The sequence below is a fragment of the Guopingia tenuis genome, from assembly GCF_014384805.1.
Classification (GTDB): domain Bacteria; phylum Bacillota; class Clostridia; order Christensenellales; family Christensenellaceae; genus Guopingia; species Guopingia tenuis.
The window spans coordinates 94,550-115,592 of record NZ_JACRSS010000002.1; the positions used below are offsets into that span (position 1 = coordinate 94,550).

Below are 21,043 nucleotides of genomic sequence, written 5' to 3' on the forward strand. Positions count from 1 at the left end.
GGATGTGCACCTTTTATTCATAAATTTCCGGCTTGAGCGTTCCGATAAACCGGAGATTGCGGTATTTCCCATTGTAATCCAGGCCATAGCCCACAAGAAACTCATCCGGCACGGAGAATCCGACGTAGTCCGCCTGCATCTCCACCGCCCGGCGGGAGGGCTTATCCAGCAGGCAGCAGCACTTTACGCTGGCCGCGCCCCGCTCCTTCAGGAGCTTGGAAAGCCGCTTTAACGTGCGCCCTGAATCAATGATGTCCTCCACAATCAGAACATGTTTGTCCGTAATATCCGCCTCCAGGTCATAGAGGATGCGCACAGTGCCCGAGGATTCGGTTCCCGCGCCATAGCTGGAAACCCGGATAAAGTTCATCTCCAGCGGAATCTGCATATCCATCAGAAGATCGATATAAAACACGGCCGCACCGTTTAAAACGCAGACCATCAAAAGATCCTTGCCCGCATAGTCCGCCGCGATCTGCTCCGCCAGCTCGCGGACCCGTTTGCCAATCGCCGCCTCGTCAAGAAGCGTCTTTTCAATATCCATCAGCATGCCTTGCTTTTCCATCCTCTTCATTTCCCCCGTGATTAAAAATATAGCAGAGCCGCTCGGCCGCCGGGGCATTTTCCCCCACCCGCAGCTTTTCGCTCAGCCCATAGCCGATGACCCAGAGCACCTCCCCATCCCGCGCCAGCAGCGGGATGCCGTCCCGCATTTCGGCGGGAATCTTCCGGTCGATCATCCAGTCCTTGAGCTTTTTGGAGCCATGAACGCCAAAGGGCGAGAAGCGGTCTCCCTCCCGGCGGGTGCGGATCTCCGCCCCCTCCAGGGCCTCGCCGTTGACAAACTGCACCAGGCTGCTCTTTTCGGGAAACTGCCGGGGAGGTTCCACCGGCTCCCGGAACAGCATCTCGCCCGGCCAAAGCTCTGTCGGCCCCGTCTCCCGGAGGGAAAAAGAGCCATTCCTTTCTATTGTATACATTTTATCGCTAATAATCAATGCGTTATAGCTCACTCTGGCAAAAAACTTGCCCTGAAGGGCGAAATATTTGCCGGTCTTTCCCGTGCGGGCCAGTTCGATCATCCGGTCCACGGCGTTTTTGTCCACATCGATCAGGCTATAGCGATGGGAAAGCCCCTTGCGGATCACGCGGCGCTTGATGGCCAGAGAAAGCGCATTGAACACGGCCAGATCGATGAGCAGGCTTGCTCCCCTCTCCTGCACGCAGCGGGTATATTCCAGGTCGGTATAGGTGTCCAGAGCCGCATCCTCCTCCAAAAGCAGCTCGGAAGCACGCATGATCGCCTGGCTCACCGCCGGGTTCAGCTTTGCCATCCGGGGCAGGATCTCGCTGCGGACATAGTTGCGGGAATATTCCGCCGACGCGTTGGAGGAATCCTCCACAAATGCGACGCTGTTCCGGCGCGCATATTCCAGTATCTCCTCCCGGGTGACCTCCATCATGGGCCGAATAATGCCCGGGCTGCGCCGGATTTTCATGGACGTGAGGCCGGAAATGCCGCTCCCGCGGATCAGATTCAGAAGAAAGGTCTCCGCCCCGTCGTCCTTATGATGGGCCACGGCGATTTTATCCAGCTTTTGCTCCTGCTTCTGCTCATGGAAAAAGGCATACCGCTGCCGGCGGGCCACAGCCTCCGGGCTTTCTCCCGTCTCCCGGACCTCTTTTGGAACGTTGCCCCGCCCCACGGCCAGAGGCAGCTGCCTAAGAGCGCATTGCTCCTTGACAAACTCCATATCCCGCAGGGACTCCGCCCCCCGGATGCCATGCTCAAAATGCAGAACCATCAGGGAGAATCCCAGCCGGGGCGCCAGATTCTCCAGAACATGCAGGAGAACCATGGAATCGGCACCGCCGCTCACGGCCACGCCGATGCGTTCCCCAGGCAGGATCAGGCGGTATTGTTGTATCGTTTCTTCAATTTTATCCCGTATCATTGCGCTTTCCTTCACTTTACCCACCATATTGTACCGGGTCTTTTTATTTTTTACAAGGCCAAACATATGAAGGTTTTATTAATATTTGTCCTCGGCGGACGGCCTTTTTCGCCAGCCAAAATCTTTTCGGCGTTTTATTCGCCCCCGCCCGGCATTTTTTGCCTGCCATTTCTATCTTCCCTCGGCGGACGGCCTTTTTCGCCAGTGTAAACTCCTTTCGGCGTTTTATTCGTCCCCGCCCGGCAATCTTTCGCCTGCCATTTCTATTTCCCCTCGGCGGACGGCCTTTTTCGCCAGCCAAAATCTTTTCGGCGTTTTATTCGCCCCCGCCCGGCATTTTCCCGCGGGCAGGGACCATCTGCAAATACGGGGAGGGCCGCCCGGCCGGATAAAAGCCTGTCCGGCTGGTTCCGTCCGGATCGGGCTTTCGCAATCTCAAATGGGCCCGCGCCCTTCATCTTGTATCCCATGTGGGAATCCATTCGGGAATTGCGTGATGATCCCCGCCGCAGGAACATGCCATCTGTTCCGCCGGGCCGGATTCCCACTGCCGCCGTATTTTCCCATCCAGCAGCGGATTGCCGTCCCTGCCAGCGGATACCGGCAGATATACGCCGCATTCGTGCTTCCTCCCGGCATACCTGCCGGGCGATGCATCCCCTCCCCGGCTCCGCGGGAAAGCGCTGCGTCGGCGAGGTGCGGATTTTGGAGAAATGTGGTATACTAATAGCACGAAAAAACTTGGCTGCCCAGGGCTTTTTCTTTATGCCTTCTTTGCGGGAGCCATTAAAACTGCGAGGTATACCGTTTTGAAAACAAGCCGAATATTCCGAATTTTTATGATGGCGCTGGACACTTTCGTGCTGGCGTTTCTGCGGCTTTTCCGCAAGTTCACCCATCTGTTCGCCTATGAGCCTTCGGAAGAGACTCTGGGCTGGGATCTCCCCCATGCCACCGAGCTGACAAAGCCCGAGCGGCTGGGCATCCGCGCCGAACTGGAGGTAAACGGAGAGCGGGTGGAAAGCTATTCCCGCTCCGAGTCCATCTATTTTGACCCGGAACAGCCCTATACAGATATGGAGGGGATTGTCACCTTTCGGGGAGACAACTTCCGAAGCGGCGGCGCCTATGGAACCGCCACTCTGCGGGCGCGGAAATTCGGCCGTTCCTGGGATTTTGATACTGGACGGCTGGAAAAGGGCTATGGCCATGGTTTCTGGACGGGCAGCGGCTGGACAGGCCAGCCCCTGATCGTCCGCTGGAGCGATGAGATGAAACGTGCCATGAATCTGACCCCGGCGAAAAAGGGCAAAAAGGGATTGGTGGAAGCCGTCTATTCCACCATGGATGGCAACGTCTATTTCCTGGATATCGAGGACGGTTCCCTCACCCGCGCACCCATCAGCGTCGGTCTGCCCTTCAAGGGGGCGGGGGCGCTGCATCCCTCTCTGCCGTTGCTGCATCTCGGCCCCGGGGATTCCGGCCCTTCGGAGGATCTCTATGCCCGGGCCTACCTCTATAGCCTGACGGACGGGGAAAAGCTCCTGGAATATGGCGGGCGCGACCCCTTCGCCCTGCGCAAATTCCATGGGTTTGACAGCTCTCCCCTCTTCCATGAGGCCACGGACACCCTCATTGAGCCGGGGGAAAACGGCATTCTCTATACCATGAAGCTGAACACGGCCTTTGATCCCGTACTGGGCAAGCTCACCATCCAGCCCAGCGAGCGGGTCAAGCTGCGCTATTCCACCAGCCGTTCCAGCGAGGAGAGCTATTGGCTGGGGATGGAGGACAGCGCCGTCGCCTGGAAAAACTACTTATATATTGCGGATAACGGCGGCAATCTCCTCTGCATCAATATAAATACCATGGAGGTGGTCTGGGCGCAGGACGTGGCCGACGACACCAACGGTTCGCCCGTCCTCTCCATTGAAGGCGGCGTCCCCTATCTCTATATTGCCACCTCGCTGCACTGGACAGCCAGCCCGCGCCTCAAGCTGGCAGACGTTCCCATTTTCAAAATCAACGCCGTCACCGGCGAATATGTATGGCGGCGGACCTATTTCTGCAACACCATTGCCGGGATCTCCGGCGGCATCCAGGCCACCTGCGCCGTGGGGCGTCCCGGCAGCAATATTGAAGATCTGGTCATCTTCCCCGTGGCGCGCACACCGCAGGTCCGTGCCGGCATCCTTGTCGCCCTCGACAAGCAGACCGGGCGGGAGGTCTGGCGCACAAAGCTCAAGCGCTATGCCTGGAGCTCGCCCGTCGCGGTTTACGACGAAAACGGCAATGCCGTTATCGTCCAGGGCGACAGCGTGGGCAACCTCTATCTCATCGACGGCGCCACCGGCGAAATCCTCGACCGTATGGCGCTGGGGAGCAACATTGAGGCCACCCCGGCGGTATTTGAAAATACCATTGTTGTGGGCACCCGGGGGCAGAAAATTTTCGGCATCCGGCTGCGGTAACGCCGCCCGGCCGCATACGTTTTTCCGGAACAGGGCAGACTGACAAAAACCCCTTGTTTCCCGCGGCGGCACAAATACGCCCGCTGCCCGGGGAAAAAAGACCGCCAGCCTCGCCCGGATGGCTATATTTCCGGCCGCCAGGGCAGTAAATACCGGATCTCCGGCCCTGCCCCGGCTCCATCGGCAGATGGGTATGCAGAATTTCCCGCGTCTGCCGATATCGTTCCCGCGTCTGCCGATATCGTTCCCGCGGAGTATTTCTCCCACCGCTCTCTGCCGCCGGTTCCCCCTGGGGCGTTGATCCGCAGACTGACCAGACAGGAGGGCCGGGACATATGGATTCCGGCCGATGCCGGCATTTCCGCGCCCCTGCTCCGGGAAAACGGCATCGGCTGTTATCGTATCTCCGTCATCTCCAGGCTGGCGGGCGGCGGACTGCTGCTGTTCCCGAAAACCGGCTGTGTTCTTCCGCTTTGCTGCGCGAAAGTCCGCGAGGAAAGCGGCATTGCAGAACGGATATATCGTCCCCGCCGCAGCACCGGCGCACAGGAGGCCTGTCATGAAAAAAACCTATGTTACATCCCTGCCCGACCGGGCGGGCGCCTTTCTCCGGGCCAGCGAGATCATCTCCTCCCTGGGGCTCAACATTACCCGGGTCAGCTATAATAAGTCCATCGACGCCCACATGCTCTTCATCGAAGCCGAGGGCGAAGAGGCGGTTCTCCATGAGGCAACCCGCCGGCTTCTCGCGCATGGCTATCTTCTGACAGACAAGCCCGCGGGAAGCGTAATCCTGATGGAATTCCTGCTCCGGGACGCCCCAGGGAGCGTGCTTCCCGTCCTGCGCCTCATCCATCAGTTTTCTTTCAACATCTCCTATATCCGCTATCAGGCTGAAAAAGGCGGGCCGCAGCGGTTCCGCATGGGCCTTCTGGTGGAAAACAGCCAAGCCATTTCCGCCTTCATCCGCCAGGCCTCCGACCTCTGCGAAATTTCCATTCTGCAATACGACGAAACTGAAAAAAACCTGGACAATACAGTTTTCTATATTTCCTTCGCCAACCGCATCGCAGAGCGCGTCGGCCTCTCCAAGCGGGATAAAGCCAAGCTGCTGGTGCAGTCCAACCGGGTGATGGAACTCCTGGATCAGTCGCATAACCCACCCTATAAAACCTTTGAGACGATTGGGCGGTTCGCCGAGCTGCTCCGGGAATATAAAGGGGCGGCCTACCATCCCCGCATCTCCCGCTATTCTCTGAAAGAAGGCGTCTCCCTCACGCTTTTGGAGCCGCCCTGCGGCAGCAACACCTGCGTGCTGGAAAAGGACGGACAGCTTTTGGCAATCGACAGCGGCTTTTCCTGCTATCGCGAAGAAAACCTGCAATGTCTCAAGGAGCTGTTCCCCGGGTTTATGGAGCGGAAACGGGCGCTGTTCCTCACCCATGCCGACGTGGATCACTGCGGCCTGGCGGATGATTTTCCCGCCGTCTATCTTTCGGCATCTTCCCGGGAAAATTTTGTCCGGGAGGCCGCCGGCCGGCGCAATCTGCGGGAGGAAAATCCTCTCCACGCCCCCTATATCCGCATCAGCAAAATTCTCTCCCGGTATACGCCCCCATCCCTGGATTCCATGCGGCCCATCGGCGGCCCCCGCACCCCCGCAACAGAGCATCTGGATGCCATCGGCGCCTTTTCCTTCGCCGGGATGCATTTTGACGTTTATGAGGGCCGCGGCGGGCACTGCCTAGGGGAAACGGTCCTGGTGGAAAAACAGCTCCGGCTGGTGTTCACGGGGGATATCTATGTGAATATCAAGGGGTTTTCCCCCGAACAGCTGGATTTCAACCGCCTGGCGCCCTATCTCATGACCAGCGTGGATACCGATCCCGCCATGGCAAAGGCCGAGCGGGAGGAGATATTCTCCCTTCTGTCCCCCGGCTCCTGGCTCCTCATCGGCGGCCACGGCGCGGCAAAGCCCCTGGAAATTGAATAGAAACCCGGCAGCGGCACAGGCAAGTACGGACAGACGCCAAAAGACTGCTAACGCAAATTCTTGCATTGTTATTCTGCCATATTTCAAGCAAAAAACCGCTGGAATCAGCGGTTTTTTGCGCAGTATTGTTCTTTTTTTCTGTTTCCGGCAGGATGGTTTTGCATTTTCCCGCCCTGGCCGCCAGAGCAAAGCGGACATTGGAAAGCTATGCCGCCGCCCCTCTTCTATAGGCGTAATTTCTGCATAATAAAAGGCGGGTTTCACCGCCGGCTTATCCTATGGAAAACGTATGTGTAGGGAGATATTTGCGGCAGCAGGAATTGCGCAGTACCAGACTTAGCTTTTCTTTGCCAGTTTTCTTTTTAAGAAAACACCCGCGAATATGGGGAATGACACTTTTTCGGCAGCTGCTGCAATTATAAGTTTTTTTGTATCCCAGTCATAAAATTTCTTTACCTACTTTCTTTAAAAAGAAAGTAGGTCAGCGGCGCAGGCGAAGATCCTCCCCCGCGAACCGGATCAACTCCCTCTTCTGGCAGTCAAACAGGCGGGAGAAAACGCGCTCGCCATAGCGAGCCTTCAGCATGGTTTCATCCAGATTGGTGGCCAGCGCCGTAAGCCGTCCGGCGGCCTGCCGCCGCTCCAGCAGTTCAAAGAAATATTCCCGGGTCACGTTTTGCGTAACCGGCTCGGTTCCCAGGTCGTCGATCAGCAAAACCGCCGCGTCATAAATGAGATCGACGCGGGAAAATTCCCCCAGCCGGTGCCGGTGAAACAGCCCAAACAGGCTCCCCGAGCGGATATAGAGAATATCCCACTCCTTTTTTTGCAGCTCTTTGGCCAGATAGGCCAGCATGAAGCTCTTCCCCAGCCCCGCTTTCCCCAGCAGCACCATAGTGCTATGAGGATTTTCCGGATATTTCGCCGCATACCCCTCCATAAACCGGCGAATCTTGCGGATCTGCTCCCGGGCGCCGGATGTCTCGGAAAAAATGCTCTCGTCAAAAGCCTCCGCGCCGCCTTCCAGCCGGGCAATCTCCTCTCCGCCCAGCACCCGGACATAGACCTGCTCCTTCAGGCAGGGACAAAGGCGCTTTTCCCGCCCCTCCCCCAAAAGGCCGGTATCCCGGCAGTCCGGGCAGCGGAATTGGGGTTCCAGGGCGGAAAGGGAAATGCCGGCATCCCCGGCTTCCCGGCGGATCTGCTCATTCAGCCGCTTCACCTGTGCTTCCGTCCGCGCCTGAATGGCCGCCTTGTCCGACGGGTGCTGCAAAACTTCCCTTAGCTGGCTTAACAGCACATCCTGCCGGGCTTCCAGCAGCTCCCGCAGACGCGGCGAGCGGGAAAACGCCTCCTCCCGGGCCGCCTGGGCCGTCCGTTCCGCATGTCCGCGCCGGGCGTCGTATTCGCCAAAAATATCATACAGGGTTTCCGCCATCCTGCTCCTCCATTTCCTCCAGGGAATCCTTAATTTTTCCCCGCAGCTCCTCCAGCGTATAGTTGCGCTCCATCATGGGATTGCCTTTTTTGCCGTCCCTTCCGGCAAAGGCGCGGAACGCCTCGTCTTCCCGCCGGGCATCCGCCAGGCTCTTTACCCCCGCCGCCTGCCAGCGGGAGAGCATCTTCTCCATCGCCTTCAGGGGGGCCGCCAAACCGCAGGCGCACTGGGCGGCATAGCCGATGACTTCGTCGTTCATGCCGTATTTTCCGGTGAAGCGGTCATAGACGGCCTCATCCCCCCGGGTCACCTGTTTTTTCAGGCCAGCCTGTTCCAGCATTGCCTGAATCCTGCCCCGCTTTTCCTCCCGGGCGGCCAGGTATTCCTGAATGCCCTCTTCTGAAAAGAGCCTTTTGCTGGCCCATCCGATCAGCAGTTTATCCACATATTCCAGGTTCGCCGCGCCCTGCCGGGCCGCATAGGCACAGGCAAAGCAAAGCGCCCCCTGAGAAAATCCCATATTTTTCCATTTCATGTATTTTTCCCGGGCCTCCGCCGTGATGGTCAGCCGCGGCGCGCCCAGGGCCATCAGCAGCTCTTTGATGGCCTCGCCGGTTTCCTCGGTTCGGGCAAAATGTTCGTTGATATCCTTGGCGGTGAGCTTGCCCTGCCGATGCAGGTTTTTCAGGATACCGTCCAGGTATTTCATGTTGGGATACTGCACTTTTGTCATGGCCGCCGTTGCCGCCATGATGCCGCCAAAAGAGAAGCCCCATTCCCGGACCCATTTATCATAGAGCTTTTCCTCTTCGTCCGTGGGGAGACGGCGAATTTTCAGGGCTTTCAAGATCTGCCGGGCGGCATCCGCGTTGCTTCCGCCCTCCTCCATGCGCTCCTGCGCCCGCTCGATGGTATCCACGCCTTCCCGCGCCCATTCTCGGGCCTTATCCCGAATGGCCGCGATGGAAACCCGGTTTTTCGCCCGGGAAAGCGTAATCATATATTCCGCCAGCATGAGAACCACGGGCTTAGGCAGGCCATAGACATCGATGCACTCATAAAAAACCTGATATTCCTGATAAGACAGCTCCCGGTCGGTAAAAAGCGCCTGAAGCATGGCGTTAAAGGCCGCGTCCTCATAAAGCGCCGGATTCGTTTCCCGGCACTCCGCCGCAGGAAGGGCATAGGAAAACGCCGCCCCTTCCGAAGCCCAAAGGCCGGCCTCCAAAAGGGCGTCCACCGCCTCCTGCACCTGGTTTTTGGATAGGTGCAGCTCCGCCGCCATTTCGTCTATTTCTGCCTTTTGACGCACCAGGCCATAAAGATACACCTTGGCGCAGGCCGGGGGCGCAGCCAGCAGCTTTTCCGCCGCGTCCCGCGGAATGGCGACCATGCGAAGCGCCGCCGCATCAAATGTAATCAATCTTCTTCCTCCAACCGGAGCGCGTCCGCCGCTCCTTTTTGCGGAAAAACCACAAGGCCGCAGGGCCTTCAAAAAACCCTCACTCCAAAAACTTTTCGGCGGATGCTTCGCATCCGCGGGGAGCGGACACAATCGCCCGCTTACCTAACGAAAAAACTGGCGCGCAGCGGCTCTCTCCATTCCCTTTATAGGGAATAGAGGCCGGAGCGCCCCCCCAAAAGCGCCTGCCTCCTGTTTTCTCTATGCGGGAAAACAGCAGGGAGAAAAAAGAGGTTCTATTTTGCAATAAAACCTCGGCGGAATCCGTATGCCTACCGGGAGATAAACTCCAGTATTCCCTCGTTGACGGCATCCGGCTTTTCCTCCTGGGGAAAATAGCCGCAGTTGCGGATGGTAAGGGAATAGGCATCTTTCATATGGGCCGTCAGATATTGGCTGTCCTCCACATTGTGAATCGGATCGTCCACGCTCTCGACCACCAGCATGGGCTTGGCAATCGCGCCAATCTTTCCCGCCAGCTCGCTTTCGTCATAATTCATAATCGCCAGCCGCGCCGCGCTCACCACCTCCCGGCTTTGGAAGGGGCGGGTATATTCCTCTACAGCCAGCTTATCCACAATGGTTTTGTCAAAATATGCTTCTTCCATGCTCTTGGCCACAAAGGCTTCCTTTGCAAATTTCGCCATGCTGCGGCCGCCGAAAGGCCCGGTCACACTCTTTGCCCCGGGGAAATTTGTGTTGCGGAAAGCCCCGGGATGGATGAATACCATCTCCTCCACCATATTCCCGTTAAAGCTGGCAAAGTCCAGGGCATAGGCCGCCGCCTGCCCGAAGGCGATGATCGAACACTTTTCCACGCCGATGGTCTTTAAAAATGTTTCCAGCGAGAGGGAATATTCCTCCACCGAATAGGAGATATCCGGGCAGTCCGAATAGCCATGCCCGAGCAGGTCGGGCATCACCACATGAAAATGCTCCGACAGCACATCCTGATTGTTTTTGAACGTATAATACGACTGCGCCGCGCCATGGAGCAGCAGTACCGTCTTGCCGCTTCCCCTTTCAAAATAGTGCATGCGCGCTTCCACGCTCAGCACATCTTCCTTGCCGCCGCCCAGCTCTACATATGTATCAAACGCGATATTAGCATAGCTCCCCACCGTCTTTTTATTGGTGAAAACCGTGCTTTTTACTCTCGTAATCACTGCTTTTTCCTTCTTCCTTATGACATTCCAAAGGGGCCCTGCCCCTGCCGGTAATCTGCGGGCAGAAAAACCGCCCTTCGGCCTTTTCGCCGCAGACCAATTTCATCTTACCCTATTTCGTCTTTTTTCGCAACCCCCACTCCGGCGGCTCAGCGCCGCGGCCGTGTTCGCAAGCCAGTTTCCCTGCACGGCACGGATTTTCTCCCGCCCGGCTCTTTCACTTTTGCCCTTTTTCCGGAAATTGCGGCTTACCGCCGAGACCGTGTTCGCAAGCCAGTTTCCCTGCGCGGCACGGATTTTCTCCCGCCCGGCTCTTTCACTTTTGCCCTTTCTTTCCGGAAGTTGCGGCTTACCGCCGAGACCGTGTTCGCAAGCCAGTTTCCCTGCGCGGCACGGATTTTCTCCCGCCCGGCTCTTTCGCTTTTGCCCTTTCTTTCCAGAAGTTGCGGCTCGGCTCCGCAGTCATGACCGCAAACCGGATTCTCAGAACAGCGTGAGTTCTCTACCACCCGCCTTTTCCAATTTTATCCCTTGCAGGGAGTTTTTGCAAAATTTCTTTCCATGCCGCAAACCATCTTTTTGACTCTGGCCTATGCGTCTGTTATTTGTGGTATACGTTCAGAACTTCGGTGTTCACACAATTCCACAGCACAAGAAGCGCATTCGTTTATCTGCCGCGGGAGACAGGCTGCCGAAACTATATCTCTGCCTGAAAAATGGACCTTTTTCTGCAGGTTCTGTTGGCCTCGGGCGATGAAGCCCGTCTTCTTTCGCAACTGCTGATTATTTTCTTCTTCAAACCCGGAGATCGGCGCCTTTGCTATTTATCCTTTGCGATTTTCCGTCAAGAAGTTTTCTCTATTGCGCGGGGCCCTCCCCGCTTTTCCCACAAGACTCTGCCGTAGCGCTATGTCTGTTTCCCGCTTATGGCTCGCCGCCGAGGAAATTTCCCCATTGCGGCAGTGCGCCTTCCCGCTTTTCCCGCAAAACTCTGCCGTAGCGCTATGTCTGTTTCTCGCTCATGGCCCCCCGCCGAGGGGAGGCGGCGTGAAGAAGGCGTTCCCGCGTATTCTGGGAAGGCTTGTTGGCGCAGAGAACCAGCAGCTGCCGCAATATCCTTCCAACCTCGGGGCCAGGGGGAATCCCCAGCTCCTCCATCAGGTCTCGGCCGCTCACCGCCAGATCCCGGAGCGACATGGGCACGCCCTCCGCCTGCATTTGGGCCGCAACCCGCCGAAACCGTTCCGCCGTCGCCACCGGCCCGGTTTCCCATCCAGAGCCCCAGACGTCCGCTTCCCTCAGGGCCGCCAGCTGCAAAAACCGCCGGTAGCCCACCTCCTGGCATTTGCGCCGCAGGCGGCTTTCCCGCGCCTCTCCCGCCAGGTCATACATATGCAGCTCCACCAGCACCGCCACATCTTCGGTGATCTCCCGGGAAAATCCCCATTCCGGCAGCCTCTCCCGGGCAATGCGCGCGCCGATGCGGTCATGCCCCAGCATCCGCCCATTGCGGTCCACTGCTTCGGGCTTTCCCACATCGTGAAACAGCGCCGCCAGCCGGAGAACCAGCTCCGGAGGCGCGCAGGCCACCGTATGAAGAATGTGCTGCAGCACAGTATACTTATGATATTTCTTTTTCTGGGGCAGGCCCTCCGCAGCGCGCAGCTCGGGAAGCAGCTCCTCTAAAACCCCCGTGCCATGGAGCAGCTCCAGCGCCCGCAGCACGGGATGCACCCGGCTCACCTTATCATATTTCACATCGCAGAGCAGGATCTTTTCCATCTCGCCGGCAATGCGCTCCCGGGAAACGTCCCGGATCAAGCCCTTCTGTCGCCGGGCCTCCCGAACCAGCGCGGCGTCCACCCGGAATCCCAGCTGCCCATAAAACCGGGCCAGCCGCAGCAGCCGCAGGCCGTCGTCCCGCAAAATCTCCGCCGGGTCGGGCGTGGTCGTCCGGAGAACCCGGGCCTGCAAATCCGCCAGGCCCCGGCCCGTGGGGTCCAGAATCTCGCCGGAAAGCACGTCCATATACAGCGCATTGACGGAAAAATCCCGCCGCCGGGCATCCTCCTCCATGGAAACGCCGATTTCCACCCGCTCGGGCGCATGCCCGCCGCCCGGGCCATAGCTCTCCCGCCGGAAGGTGGTATGCTCCATGCGCACACCGTCCAGCGTGATCTCCAGCGTCCCCAGGCGCCGGTTGATCTCCTTTGCCGTGCCCGGAAGGGGCAGGGCCAGCACCTCCCCGGGCAGCGCCGCCGAAGCAATATCGAGATCTGTGGCCGGAAGGCCGAGAAGGGCGTTTCGGACTCCGCCCCCCACAAGATACAGCCGCGCCCCGGCCCGCTCAAATATTTTCGCCGCCTCCCGAAGAGGCGGGCAAACCTCTATTTTGATAACAATTCCCCCACAAACACATATTCCGCCGGGCCGGTCATATAGACGGTCTGCGCCGCCCGCTCAATATGCATGCAGCCGGCCTCCAGCTGGATATCCACCGCCGGGCCGGTCAGCCCCAGCTCGTTTAATACCACCGCCGTGGCGCACGCTCCCGTGCCGCAGGCCATCGTCGGCCCCGCGCCCCGCTCCCACGTCCGCACCCGCACGGTGTTCGGGCCAGTCAGCTCCACAAAATTCACATTGATCTTCCGGGGAAACTGGGGATGGGCTTCCAGAGCCGGGCCCAGATGCGCAAAGTCGATATCGTCCACAGAATCACAGGGCACCACCATATGGGGCACGCCCATGAGGACGCAGTGGGCGGTGACCGTTTGACCGGCGGCCTCCAGCCGGACGTTGAGCGGGCTTCCTTCTCCCGCCATGGGGATCGCTCCCCGATCAAAGGACGGAGCGCCCATATCCACCCGCACGCCCGTCACCCGACCGTCTCTCATCTCCAGCCGGGGGCGCATGATCCCCGCCAGCGTTGCAAAGGCATATTCTTCCCGGTCGGGAGCAAAGCGGTCGTGAAAATACCGGGCAAAACAGCGGATGCCGTTGCCGCACATTTCGGCCTCGCTACCGTCGGCATTGATAATCCGCATGCGGGCGTCTGCCTGCTCGGCATCCTCCAGAAGCAGCAAGCCATCCGCCCCCACGCCCAGGCGGCGGTGGCAGAGCTTGCGAGCCAGAGAAGCCGCATCCCCCGCGGCGCCCTCCCGGTTATCGATCACGATAAAATCGTTGCCCAATCCGTGCATTTTTGTAATTTCCATGTTTCCGGCTCCTTTCCGCTTTCGCCAAAACCCGGTGGCGCCGGCCGTTTCCAGCCGACTCCCCTTTTTCATAGGGGGCCGGCCAAAAGCATGCCCCCTCAAAAACCCGCGCCCGGGGCGAGGGTCCTTTTTTACTTATATTATAATATATAGTATAGCATACCCCTCTATCCCTCTTCAATCCGGCGGGAGGACTGTTTCCAAATTGTATACTTTTTCTTTTTATTCGCCATACTGGATGGTATGTGGTAGAATATAGGGGAAGATCCTCGCCTTGCAGGATTTTGGAAATTTTTACAGAATATTATACGGAAGGATCTTTTTGATTTTTTGACTTTTTAAAGGCAGGTATTGGTATTCTATGGCCTATAGCGAAAGACAATCCTATCGGGTGCGCAGGCACCGGCGCCGGTTCGGGCTTCGCCGCTGGCTGTTTCTGGGCGGCGGCGTTCTGGCTTTGGCTGCCCTGGTGTTCCTGTTTCTCCTGTTATTCACCAATGTGTTTCAGGCGCCGCCCCAGTTTCTTGCCCTCCCGGTTTCTCCGGGGACCAAGGTGCTGGAGCAGGATGGCTGCCTCTATTATCTGACCGGGACCACCCTCAACTGCACGGATAAAAAGGGCGAGACTCTCTGGACCACCAAATTTTCCGCCGGGCAGCAGGATCTGGCCGTGAGCAGCAAGCTCATCTGCCTCTATAACGAATCCTCCGCCACGGTGATCGACACCCAGAAGAATCCGCTGTTTACCGTGCCGCAGTCGGACTTTCAGATCATGGACGTAGTCTGCGGCAACAGCAGCCTGGCCATGCTCTGCAAAATTGATGAAAACGGAACCGCCCATGAATATATCCGCATCTTTGACACCTCGGGCGCGGAGATCAACCGGGTGGACCTGAAAACATCCGAAGCCCTGAAATTCGGCTTTTCGGGAGACGGAGACAACCTTTGGTATCTCACGCTGGACACGACCGGCGTCTATCCCATTTCCCAGATCACCACGCTGGTTCCCACGCAGAATTCCCTGACCGGGCTATACAGCATCTATGACGAGCTGGTGAGCGACGTCCGCTTCCTGGGAACAGAAATGTATGTGGCCGGGACCACCTATCTGGCCAGCTATGACACGATCCAGCAGACCAAAACCGAGGATACGCTGATCTATGGAACCAAATGCGTCGCCGTCTGCGAGAGCGGGGATGACATTCTCTTCGCCTTTGCTCCCCGAAGCACCTCCGACGGCAGCGAATATACCGTCCGTCTGCTCTCCAAGAGCGGAGTGGACACGCTTTTGCAGCTGCCGGACGGCATTCTTCATTTTGCGCTTTCCAGGAACTATGTATACTGCTATTCGGCGGACACGGTCTATGTCTATAAAACCAGCGGCGAATTTGTAAAAACCATTCCCCTGGACTTCACGCTGACGGGCGTCACGCCCCTCACGGATTCCACCGTCCTCCTGCGGACGGAGACCGCCCTTTATGTGATGAATCTTGACTAACGGAGGCTTTCTCATTCATGAATATTCTGGATATCGTTGTCCTTGTGCTTCTGCTGCTTTATGTTCTCAACAGCGTATACCGGGGGTTCATCCCCTCGCTTCTGAATCTGGGGGGATTTTTTGTCTCCTGGATCGTCTCCTTTCTCGCCTATCCGCTGCTTTCCCGGGCGCTGGTGGGATCGGATTTCTTCTCCTCCCTCAAGTTCTATATCGAGGGAGCCGAGCGCATCGGGAATTATGAGCTTGTCCGTGTCCCCGTGGCCAGCATCTCGGAAAGCCAGCTCACGAGCATTATGGCGAACGCCAAAATGCCCACACCTTATGACACGGCCATCGTCAACAACGTGAAAAACCGGGCCTTTGAAAGCCAGGGGCTCACCACGCTGGGCGAATACTTTGACACGACGATTTATAATGTGATGATCAACATCATCGCCATTCTCATCCTGTTTCTGGCGCTCCGCCTGCTGCTCACGCTCATCACCAACGCCGTAAGCTATTCTTCGGATCTCCCGCAGCTCCGTCATTTTGATTATACGCTGGGCGGCGCCGTAGGGCTGGTCCGCGGGTTTTTCTCCATGCACCTCATGTTCACCATTGTGCCCGTGGCGCTGATCCTGCTGCCCATCGCTCCCATTTCCGATCTTTTGAACTCTTCCTTCACCAGCTCGATCTTCTATTCAGGAAGTCTGGTGCTTCGATTGATCTCTGGGACAATTTAGGTGCATTCTTCGCTTTCAAAGGGGTGTGGGCTAAAAAAAGCCCATATCCCTTCTTTTTTTACATTTTTCACTGACAGGCCGAAAAAAATATGGTATTGTATATGACAAAGATATGGAAATTATATCACCCCAGCTGTTGTTTTTATCCTGCCCTCCTTTCATGGGAAAAATGTTTTAAAAAAGAGGTGTTTTGTTATGAAACTGCACGCGGAACTCCCGGACGCCATATTGCAGGAATTTCTCCCCCGCTGCCGAAGCTGCTATGGGCTATGCTGCGTGGCGCTGGCCCGCAGCATTCCCGACGGTTTCCCGGAAACACGCCTGCCCGGCGAGCCCTGCTCCTTTTTGCAGCCGGATTTCCGCTGCACCATTCACGCCGAACTTTCTGCGCGCGGTCTCTTTGGATGCGAAACCTATCACTGCCTGGGGGCGGGGCAGATGGTGAGCGGTCTTTTCCCCTCGGGTTCCTGGCGGCTGGCAGATTCCCCGGATGAAGCCCGGGAAATCTATCGGGCTTTTCTTCTGGGGGAAGGACTGAAACTTACCTTATGGTATCTGGCGGAAGCAGGCACACTTCTCCCGGTTCAGGAACTTTGGGCCCGCATCAACCGGCTTTTATCCAAGGGCCTCGCGCTCTGCGGTTTTTCCCGGGAGGATTTTTTCCTCTATGATCTGGAGGAATATCTCCTCCGGGCCCATTCCCTTCTGCGCCAGACCTGGTCCATGCTGCGCAGGCAGCTTTCCTGGAAGCCCCGGCGCAGGCCTCCAAACTGCGTTGGCAGGTGCTTTCAGGGCTGGGATACCCGGGGCATGAACTTTTCCACATCCTCCCTCGCCCAAGCAGATTTTCAGGGATGCGACCTTTGGGGCGCCAATTTTCTGGGCGCGGATATCCAGGGGGCGGATTTTCGCGGCGCGGATCTCTCCGAGGCACTTTTTCTGACCCCCGGACAAATCGGCCGGACGATAACAGACGAGACTACCCGGCTGCCGCAGGCCCTTCTGTTTTGTTTGAATGGAAGATAGGCAGGGTCTTTTATAATTTCACTTTCTCTTAGATGCTTTCTTTAGAGAAAAGCAAAGAAATTTTCTGGCAGTTTGCAGATGTCCTTTCATTCATATCGGCATAAAAGCAATCCCATCTATTGGCATATCGTTTCGGGCTTTTTCCCTTTGGAAAGCGTGGTGTAAAAAGCATTTTGCGCCCGTATATAAACCTTTGCCTTCCCCATCTTCCCCGCAAAGAATCCCGCCGCCCTGCCTTTTTTACCGCTTTTTATCATCATAGGCGAGCAGCCCGTTTCATGTCACATGTTTTTCTTCCGCCTCTTTTCGGCCCTATTTTTCTGAACCTCCGGTGCTTTTCCGGCCCACATAAAAAGGGAGCCCGGAAAAACCGGCCCCCTTTTGCCATTGTTTCACATGAAACTATTTCTTTGCCTGCATCAGAAAATCATACAGGCCATCCAGCTGCTCTGCGGAAAAATACTCGATAATCAGCTTTCCGCGCTCCCGGCTGCCCGAAAGGCGGATCTTTGTCTCCATAGCCTCGGAAAGCTCCTTTTCCGCCCGGGCAAATTCCGGGTTTTTCCGGGGCTTTGCCGGGGCGGGCTTTTCCGGGGCCAGCAGCTTTTTCACATATTCTTCGGTTTCCCGGACGGACATATCCTGTTCCGCCACCTCCCGCGCCGCCGCTTCCAGCAGCTTCTTATCCTTCAGCGGAATCAGCGTGCGGGCATGGCCGGCGCTGAGCGTCCCTGCCTCCACCATCTCCGCCACGCTTTTGGGCAAAACGAGCAGGCGCAGTGTATTGGCGACGGCGCTCCGGGAGCGGCCCAGGGCCTCCGCCACCTTTTCCTGGGTGAAGCCGTATTCCTTCATCAGCATGGAAATGGCCATTGCCTCCTCCATGGGGTTCAAGTTCTCCCGCTGGATGTTCTCGATAATCGAAATTTGCAGGACCTCCCCCGCCTCCATATCCTTCACTATGGCGGGCACGGTTTTGAGTCCCGCGATGCGCGCCGCGCGATACCGCCGCTCTCCGGCGATGATCTGATAACGGCTGCCCTTTTTATTGAGAATCAGCGGCTGAATGACGCCATGGCGCTTGATGGACGCCGCCAATTCATTTAATTTTTCCTCGTCAAAATTTTTGCGGGGCTGCGATTTGCAAACATCAATCCTGGAAACCTCGATTTCCAGAGATTCCTTTGGGTTTTCAATGATCGTGGCTTCTGCGTCGCCCAGAAGCGCCCCCAGGCCCCTGCCCAATCCTTTTGCCTTCAACTTCCTAGTCCTCCTCTATCCCCATGATCTCCCGGGCCAGCTCGGTATAGGCCTCAGAGCCGATGCATTTTGCGTCATAACGCGTGATGGGCAGCCCATGGCTGGGCGCTTCCCCCAGCCGCACATTGCGGGGGATAATCACCCGGTGTACCTTGCCCCGGAAAAACTTCTTCACTTCCTCCACCACCTGGATGGAGAGATTCGTTCGGGCGTCGAACATGGTCAACACCACGCCCTCCACTTCCAGCGCCCCATTGAGATGCTGCTTCACCAGCTTCACCGTGTTAATCAGCTGGGAAAGGCCCTCCAGGGCATAGAACTCGCATTGAATGGGAACCAGCACCTGATCTGCCGCGGAAAGGGCGTTGAGCGTCAAAAGCCCCAGAGATGGCGGCGAATCGATCAAAATAAAGTCGTATTCCTCCCGCACGCTCTCCAACGCCCGGCGCAGCAGCGTCTCCCGGGCCATCATGGCCACCATCTCCACTTCTGCACCCGCCAGATCGATGTTGGAGGGCAAAAGGGACAGGTTTTCAATGCCGGTCCGGCAAATCACCTCTCTCGCATCCTTCCCATTGATGAGCACATCATAGATGGATGCCTTCAGCCCTTTTTTGTCGATGCCCAGGCCGCTCGTGGCGTTCCCCTGGGGATCGATATCCACCAGCAGCACCCGGTTTTTCAAATCCGCCAGGCATGCGCTGACGTTGACGGCCGTGGTCGTCTTTCCAACGCCGCCCTTCTGGTTCGCAATGACAAGTGTCCGTCCCAAAATGCTTACCTCCATAATACTATTCTATGATAGCAATTTTTCGCGCAAAACACAACTTGTTTTTCCAGGCTTTGGCACAATGGAAAGAGCCCACGGGACGCGGGTTTCACGCCGGGTGGGCTCCCAAGGGGTATTGGGGACGAAAAAGTCGTCGTAAGCTTATTTCATAATCTTGATGCGCACTTCATAGCAGTCGCCCTGATCGGCGTAGTCAAACGTGGTCTGCACACCAAGGGAATTGATTTTTTCCAGGCTTTTTTTGATGGTGTTGAGATAAATCTGATAGTTGCATTTCATATGGATGACGTTGCTCCCCGCCTCGGGCGGCAGCTCGCCATAGAGCTTTTTTAGTTCGCTTTCCACAATATCCTCCGTCGCCTTCACCGAAAGATTCTCCTCCCGGATGCGTTCCACCAGCTGCATCTGGGCCTCTTCGTTATGCAGCCGCAGAAGGGCGCGGGCATGGCGCTCGGTCAGGCCATAGAGCATGATCTTTTCCTTTACCGTCCGGGGCAGGCGCAGAATGCGCAGCTTGTTGGCGATGGTAGACTGGTTTTTCGAGAGCCGCCGGGCCAGGTCCTCCTGGGTAAAGTGATGCTCCCGGATGAGATTCTGATAGCCCTCTGCTTCCTCAAAAAAATGGAGATTCTCCCGCTGCAGGTTCTCGATCATGGCGATCATCGCCACATCTGTATCATATGCCTCATTGCGCACAATGGCTTTGATATGAGTGAGTCCCGCCAGCTTGGATGCCCGGAGCCGCCGTTCCCCGGCGATCACCTCATATCGCTCCGGCCCGATCTGCCGGACGTTGATGGGCTGCAATAGCCCAATCTGCCGGATAGAGCTGGAAAGCTCCCGAATGGCTTCGTCGGAAAAATATTTCCGCGGCTGATAGGGATTGGGGCGGATTTGGGAAATGGGGATCATCTGCAGGGTATCCTGCGCCGCCGGCTGGTTTTCATCTCGCAAGGCTGCCGCCTTTGTAAATTTCAACATAAATGCATCGTCTCCTTTTCGGTTTGCTTTTCTATTTCGTGATGAAAAAACAAAATCCTCTGCGGTTTACAAAACTAGTCCCGGTTCGACAAAAGAACCCACAAAATGTATGCATATTTATAAAGGATTCCATATATTGTGGTTTTTTCCCATGTGTGCTATACTTTCTCCCGGAGGGATCTGGAAATGAAAAAGGATATGGCTCTGCGCTCCCTCTCCCGGGAGCAGCTGGAGGAACTGTTGGAAATTTACGCGAAAAACTGGCTGGCCATGGATGGGGTCTGGTTCCAGTCCGTTGAAGCCGCCCATGGCATGGAGGAAGCTATGAAGCACGACGCCGCGGCATGGGAACGGTTTACTGTCATTGAAGCGCGCCGGCTCAAGGCCTTTTTGCAGCTTCCCGAGCATCCGGGGCTGGAGGGTCTGCGCCGCGCTTTAGAGCTGCGGTTTTATGGCCGCCTGAACCAGGATTCGGTCTATATGGAAGGAAATGCGTTGTTTTATCGGGTCGGCTCCTGCCGTGTCCAGAGTGCCCGAACCCGCAAGGGCATGCCGCTGCATCCCTGCAAAAGCGTCGGTATCCTGGAGTATTCCGGCTTTGCCCGCACCATTGACAGCCGCATTTGCTGCGAATGCGTGAGCTGCTATCCCGAAGTTACCGACGATACCTGCGCCTGTCTTTGGAAATTTACCCTGAAATAGGGCTGGCTCAGCGCAGGAAACCGCGCTCCGGCTGTTTTGCGGTCTCTATTTTCATAGACAAGCCCCGGCAAATCCCTTATTGCCGCGCAGCCAGGCATAAATTTCTGATTGGCAGCCCCCCTTGTTCTCTTATAAACCCGGGCATGCGCCCGCCGGAGGAATTGCTTTTTATCTAATTCCATGGCAAATCCCATTGCTTTTAATTCGGGATAATCAATTTTCTGTAAGTGCGGCGGCGGAAGCGGCCAGAGGGCGGAAAGCGTTATAAAATTTTCTTGCGTTATGTTTTAAAAATACAGAAAATTTTTTCTTGACATGGTTCCCCATGCCTGCTATACTACATAACAATAAAAGAAAGCGCAAA

Annotated in this window: 17 protein-coding genes; 6 read left to right on the forward strand and 11 right to left on the reverse strand. The window is 56.8% G+C overall.

What is annotated here, in order from left to right; genetic code table 11:
* Nucleotides 1-13: 13 nt before the first annotated feature.
* Nucleotides 14-550 carry a hypoxanthine phosphoribosyltransferase gene (hpt, locus tag H8693_RS05615; RefSeq protein WP_178620548.1) on the reverse strand — a complete coding sequence of 179 codons (537 nt, stop codon included), beginning with the start codon at nucleotides 548-550 and terminating at the stop codon, nucleotides 14-16.
* Nucleotides 534-1,955: a tRNA lysidine(34) synthetase TilS gene (gene tilS / locus H8693_RS05620; protein WP_249280176.1), complete on the reverse strand. Its 1,422-nt coding sequence runs from the start codon at nucleotides 1,953-1,955 to the stop codon at nucleotides 534-536. The genes hpt and tilS overlap by 17 nt, the downstream gene beginning before the upstream one ends.
* An 809-nt stretch (nucleotides 1,956-2,764) precedes the next feature.
* Between tilS and H8693_RS05625 the strand changes: the two genes are divergently transcribed.
* The gene (locus H8693_RS05625; RefSeq protein ID WP_249280177.1) at nucleotides 2,765-4,426 is read left to right on the forward strand and encodes an outer membrane protein assembly factor BamB family protein; all 1,662 of its coding nucleotides are present in this window, start codon (nucleotides 2,765-2,767) and stop codon (nucleotides 4,424-4,426) included.
* Nucleotides 4,427-4,548: 122 nt separating this feature from the next.
* Here the strand turns inward: H8693_RS05625 and H8693_RS05630 are convergent, their stop codons facing one another.
* Nucleotides 4,549-4,785 carry a hypothetical protein gene (locus H8693_RS05630; RefSeq protein ID WP_249280178.1) on the reverse strand — a complete coding sequence of 79 codons (237 nt, stop codon included), beginning with the start codon at nucleotides 4,783-4,785 and terminating at the stop codon, nucleotides 4,549-4,551.
* Nucleotides 4,786-4,985: 200 nt separating this feature from the next.
* Between H8693_RS05630 and H8693_RS05635 the strand changes: the two genes are divergently transcribed.
* Nucleotides 4,986-6,419: an MBL fold metallo-hydrolase gene (locus H8693_RS05635; protein ID WP_249280179.1), complete on the forward strand. Its 1,434-nt coding sequence runs from the start codon at nucleotides 4,986-4,988 to the stop codon at nucleotides 6,417-6,419.
* A 481-nt stretch (nucleotides 6,420-6,900) separates the two neighbouring features.
* Here the strand turns inward: H8693_RS05635 and H8693_RS05640 are convergent, their stop codons facing one another.
* The 5 genes from H8693_RS05640 to dapF all read right to left on the reverse strand — a co-directional run bounded on the left by H8693_RS05640 (nucleotide 6,901) and on the right by dapF (nucleotide 13,700).
* On the reverse strand, nucleotides 6,901-7,857 hold the full coding sequence (locus H8693_RS05640; RefSeq protein WP_249280180.1) for an ATP-binding protein: 957 nt from the start codon (nucleotides 7,855-7,857) through the stop codon (nucleotides 6,901-6,903).
* Nucleotides 7,838-9,280: a DnaD domain protein gene (locus tag H8693_RS05645; RefSeq protein WP_249280181.1), complete on the reverse strand. Its 1,443-nt coding sequence runs from the start codon at nucleotides 9,278-9,280 to the stop codon at nucleotides 7,838-7,840. The genes H8693_RS05640 and H8693_RS05645 overlap by 20 nt, the downstream gene beginning before the upstream one ends.
* A 311-nt stretch (nucleotides 9,281-9,591) precedes the next feature.
* Nucleotides 9,592-10,485, reverse strand: coding sequence for an alpha/beta fold hydrolase (locus H8693_RS05650; RefSeq protein WP_249280182.1), 894 nt, complete (start codon nucleotides 10,483-10,485; stop codon nucleotides 9,592-9,594).
* A gap of 1,002 nt (nucleotides 10,486-11,487) precedes the next feature.
* Nucleotides 11,488-12,807: a CCA tRNA nucleotidyltransferase gene (locus H8693_RS05655; protein WP_249280183.1), complete on the reverse strand. Its 1,320-nt coding sequence runs from the start codon at nucleotides 12,805-12,807 to the stop codon at nucleotides 11,488-11,490.
* Nucleotides 12,808-12,872: 65 nt separating this feature from the next.
* A complete protein-coding gene (dapF, locus tag H8693_RS05660) occupies nucleotides 12,873-13,700 on the reverse strand; it encodes a diaminopimelate epimerase (protein WP_249280184.1) in 828 nt (275 codons plus the stop codon).
* Between the two features lie 361 nt (nucleotides 13,701-14,061).
* On the opposite strand from dapF, the gene H8693_RS05665 reads away from it, so the two are divergent.
* From H8693_RS05665 to H8693_RS05675, 3 genes are all read left to right on the forward strand, one after another.
* Nucleotides 14,062-15,198 carry a DUF5711 family protein gene (locus tag H8693_RS05665; RefSeq protein WP_249280185.1) on the forward strand — a complete coding sequence of 379 codons (1,137 nt, stop codon included), beginning with the start codon at nucleotides 14,062-14,064 and terminating at the stop codon, nucleotides 15,196-15,198.
* Between the two features lie 17 nt (nucleotides 15,199-15,215).
* Nucleotides 15,216-15,920, forward strand: a complete 705-nt coding sequence (locus tag H8693_RS05670) for a CvpA family protein (protein ID WP_178621956.1) — start codon at nucleotides 15,216-15,218, stop codon at nucleotides 15,918-15,920.
* A 195-nt stretch (nucleotides 15,921-16,115) separates the two neighbouring features.
* Complete coding sequence (locus H8693_RS05675) at nucleotides 16,116-16,946, forward strand: pentapeptide repeat-containing protein (protein WP_249280186.1); 831 nt, start codon at nucleotides 16,116-16,118, stop codon at nucleotides 16,944-16,946.
* A 402-nt stretch (nucleotides 16,947-17,348) separates the two neighbouring features.
* Here the strand turns inward: H8693_RS05675 and H8693_RS05680 are convergent, their stop codons facing one another.
* The 3 genes from H8693_RS05680 to H8693_RS05690 all read right to left on the reverse strand — a co-directional run bounded on the left by H8693_RS05680 (nucleotide 17,349) and on the right by H8693_RS05690 (nucleotide 19,977).
* Nucleotides 17,349-18,206, reverse strand: coding sequence for a ParB/RepB/Spo0J family partition protein (locus H8693_RS05680; protein ID WP_249280187.1), 858 nt, complete (start codon nucleotides 18,204-18,206; stop codon nucleotides 17,349-17,351).
* Between the two features lie 4 nt (nucleotides 18,207-18,210).
* Entirely contained in the window at nucleotides 18,211-18,993 is a 783-nt protein-coding gene (locus H8693_RS05685; protein ID WP_407926345.1) for a ParA family protein, read from the reverse strand.
* A gap of 144 nt (nucleotides 18,994-19,137) precedes the next feature.
* Entirely contained in the window at nucleotides 19,138-19,977 is an 840-nt protein-coding gene (locus tag H8693_RS05690; RefSeq protein ID WP_178619113.1) for a ParB/RepB/Spo0J family partition protein, read from the reverse strand.
* A 186-nt stretch (nucleotides 19,978-20,163) separates the two neighbouring features.
* On the opposite strand from H8693_RS05690, the gene H8693_RS05695 reads away from it, so the two are divergent.
* A complete protein-coding gene (locus H8693_RS05695; RefSeq protein WP_249280188.1) occupies nucleotides 20,164-20,679 on the forward strand; it encodes a DUF6125 family protein in 516 nt (171 codons plus the stop codon).
* The last annotated feature ends 364 nt before the right edge of the window (nucleotides 20,680-21,043 follow it).

Coding starts and splice junctions, on each gene's coding strand:
- H8693_RS05640 (WP_249280180.1), bottom strand. CDS start 7,857: ATGGCGGAAACCCTGTATGATATTTTTGGCGAATACGACGCCCGGCGC.
- tilS (WP_249280176.1), bottom strand. CDS start 1,955: ATGATACGGGATAAAATTGAAGAAACGATACAACAATACCGCCTGATC.
- H8693_RS05675 (WP_249280186.1), top strand. CDS start 16,116: ATGAAACTGCACGCGGAACTCCCGGACGCCATATTGCAGGAATTTCTC.
- dapF (WP_249280184.1), bottom strand. CDS start 13,700: ATGGAAATTACAAAAATGCACGGATTGGGCAACGATTTTATCGTGATC.
- H8693_RS05695 (WP_249280188.1), top strand. CDS start 20,164: ATGAAAAAGGATATGGCTCTGCGCTCCCTCTCCCGGGAGCAGCTGGAG.
- H8693_RS05630 (WP_249280178.1), bottom strand. CDS start 4,785: ATGCCGGCATCGGCCGGAATCCATATGTCCCGGCCCTCCTGTCTGGTC.
- H8693_RS05670 (WP_178621956.1), top strand. CDS start 15,216: ATGAATATTCTGGATATCGTTGTCCTTGTGCTTCTGCTGCTTTATGTT.
- H8693_RS05690 (WP_178619113.1), bottom strand. CDS start 19,977: ATGTTGAAATTTACAAAGGCGGCAGCCTTGCGAGATGAAAACCAGCCG.
- H8693_RS05635 (WP_249280179.1), top strand. CDS start 4,986: ATGAAAAAAACCTATGTTACATCCCTGCCCGACCGGGCGGGCGCCTTT.
- hpt (WP_178620548.1), bottom strand. CDS start 550: ATGCTGATGGATATTGAAAAGACGCTTCTTGACGAGGCGGCGATTGGC.
- H8693_RS05685 (WP_407926345.1), bottom strand. CDS start 18,993: ATGGAGGTAAGCATTTTGGGACGGACACTTGTCATTGCGAACCAGAAG.
- H8693_RS05665 (WP_249280185.1), top strand. CDS start 14,062: ATGGCCTATAGCGAAAGACAATCCTATCGGGTGCGCAGGCACCGGCGC.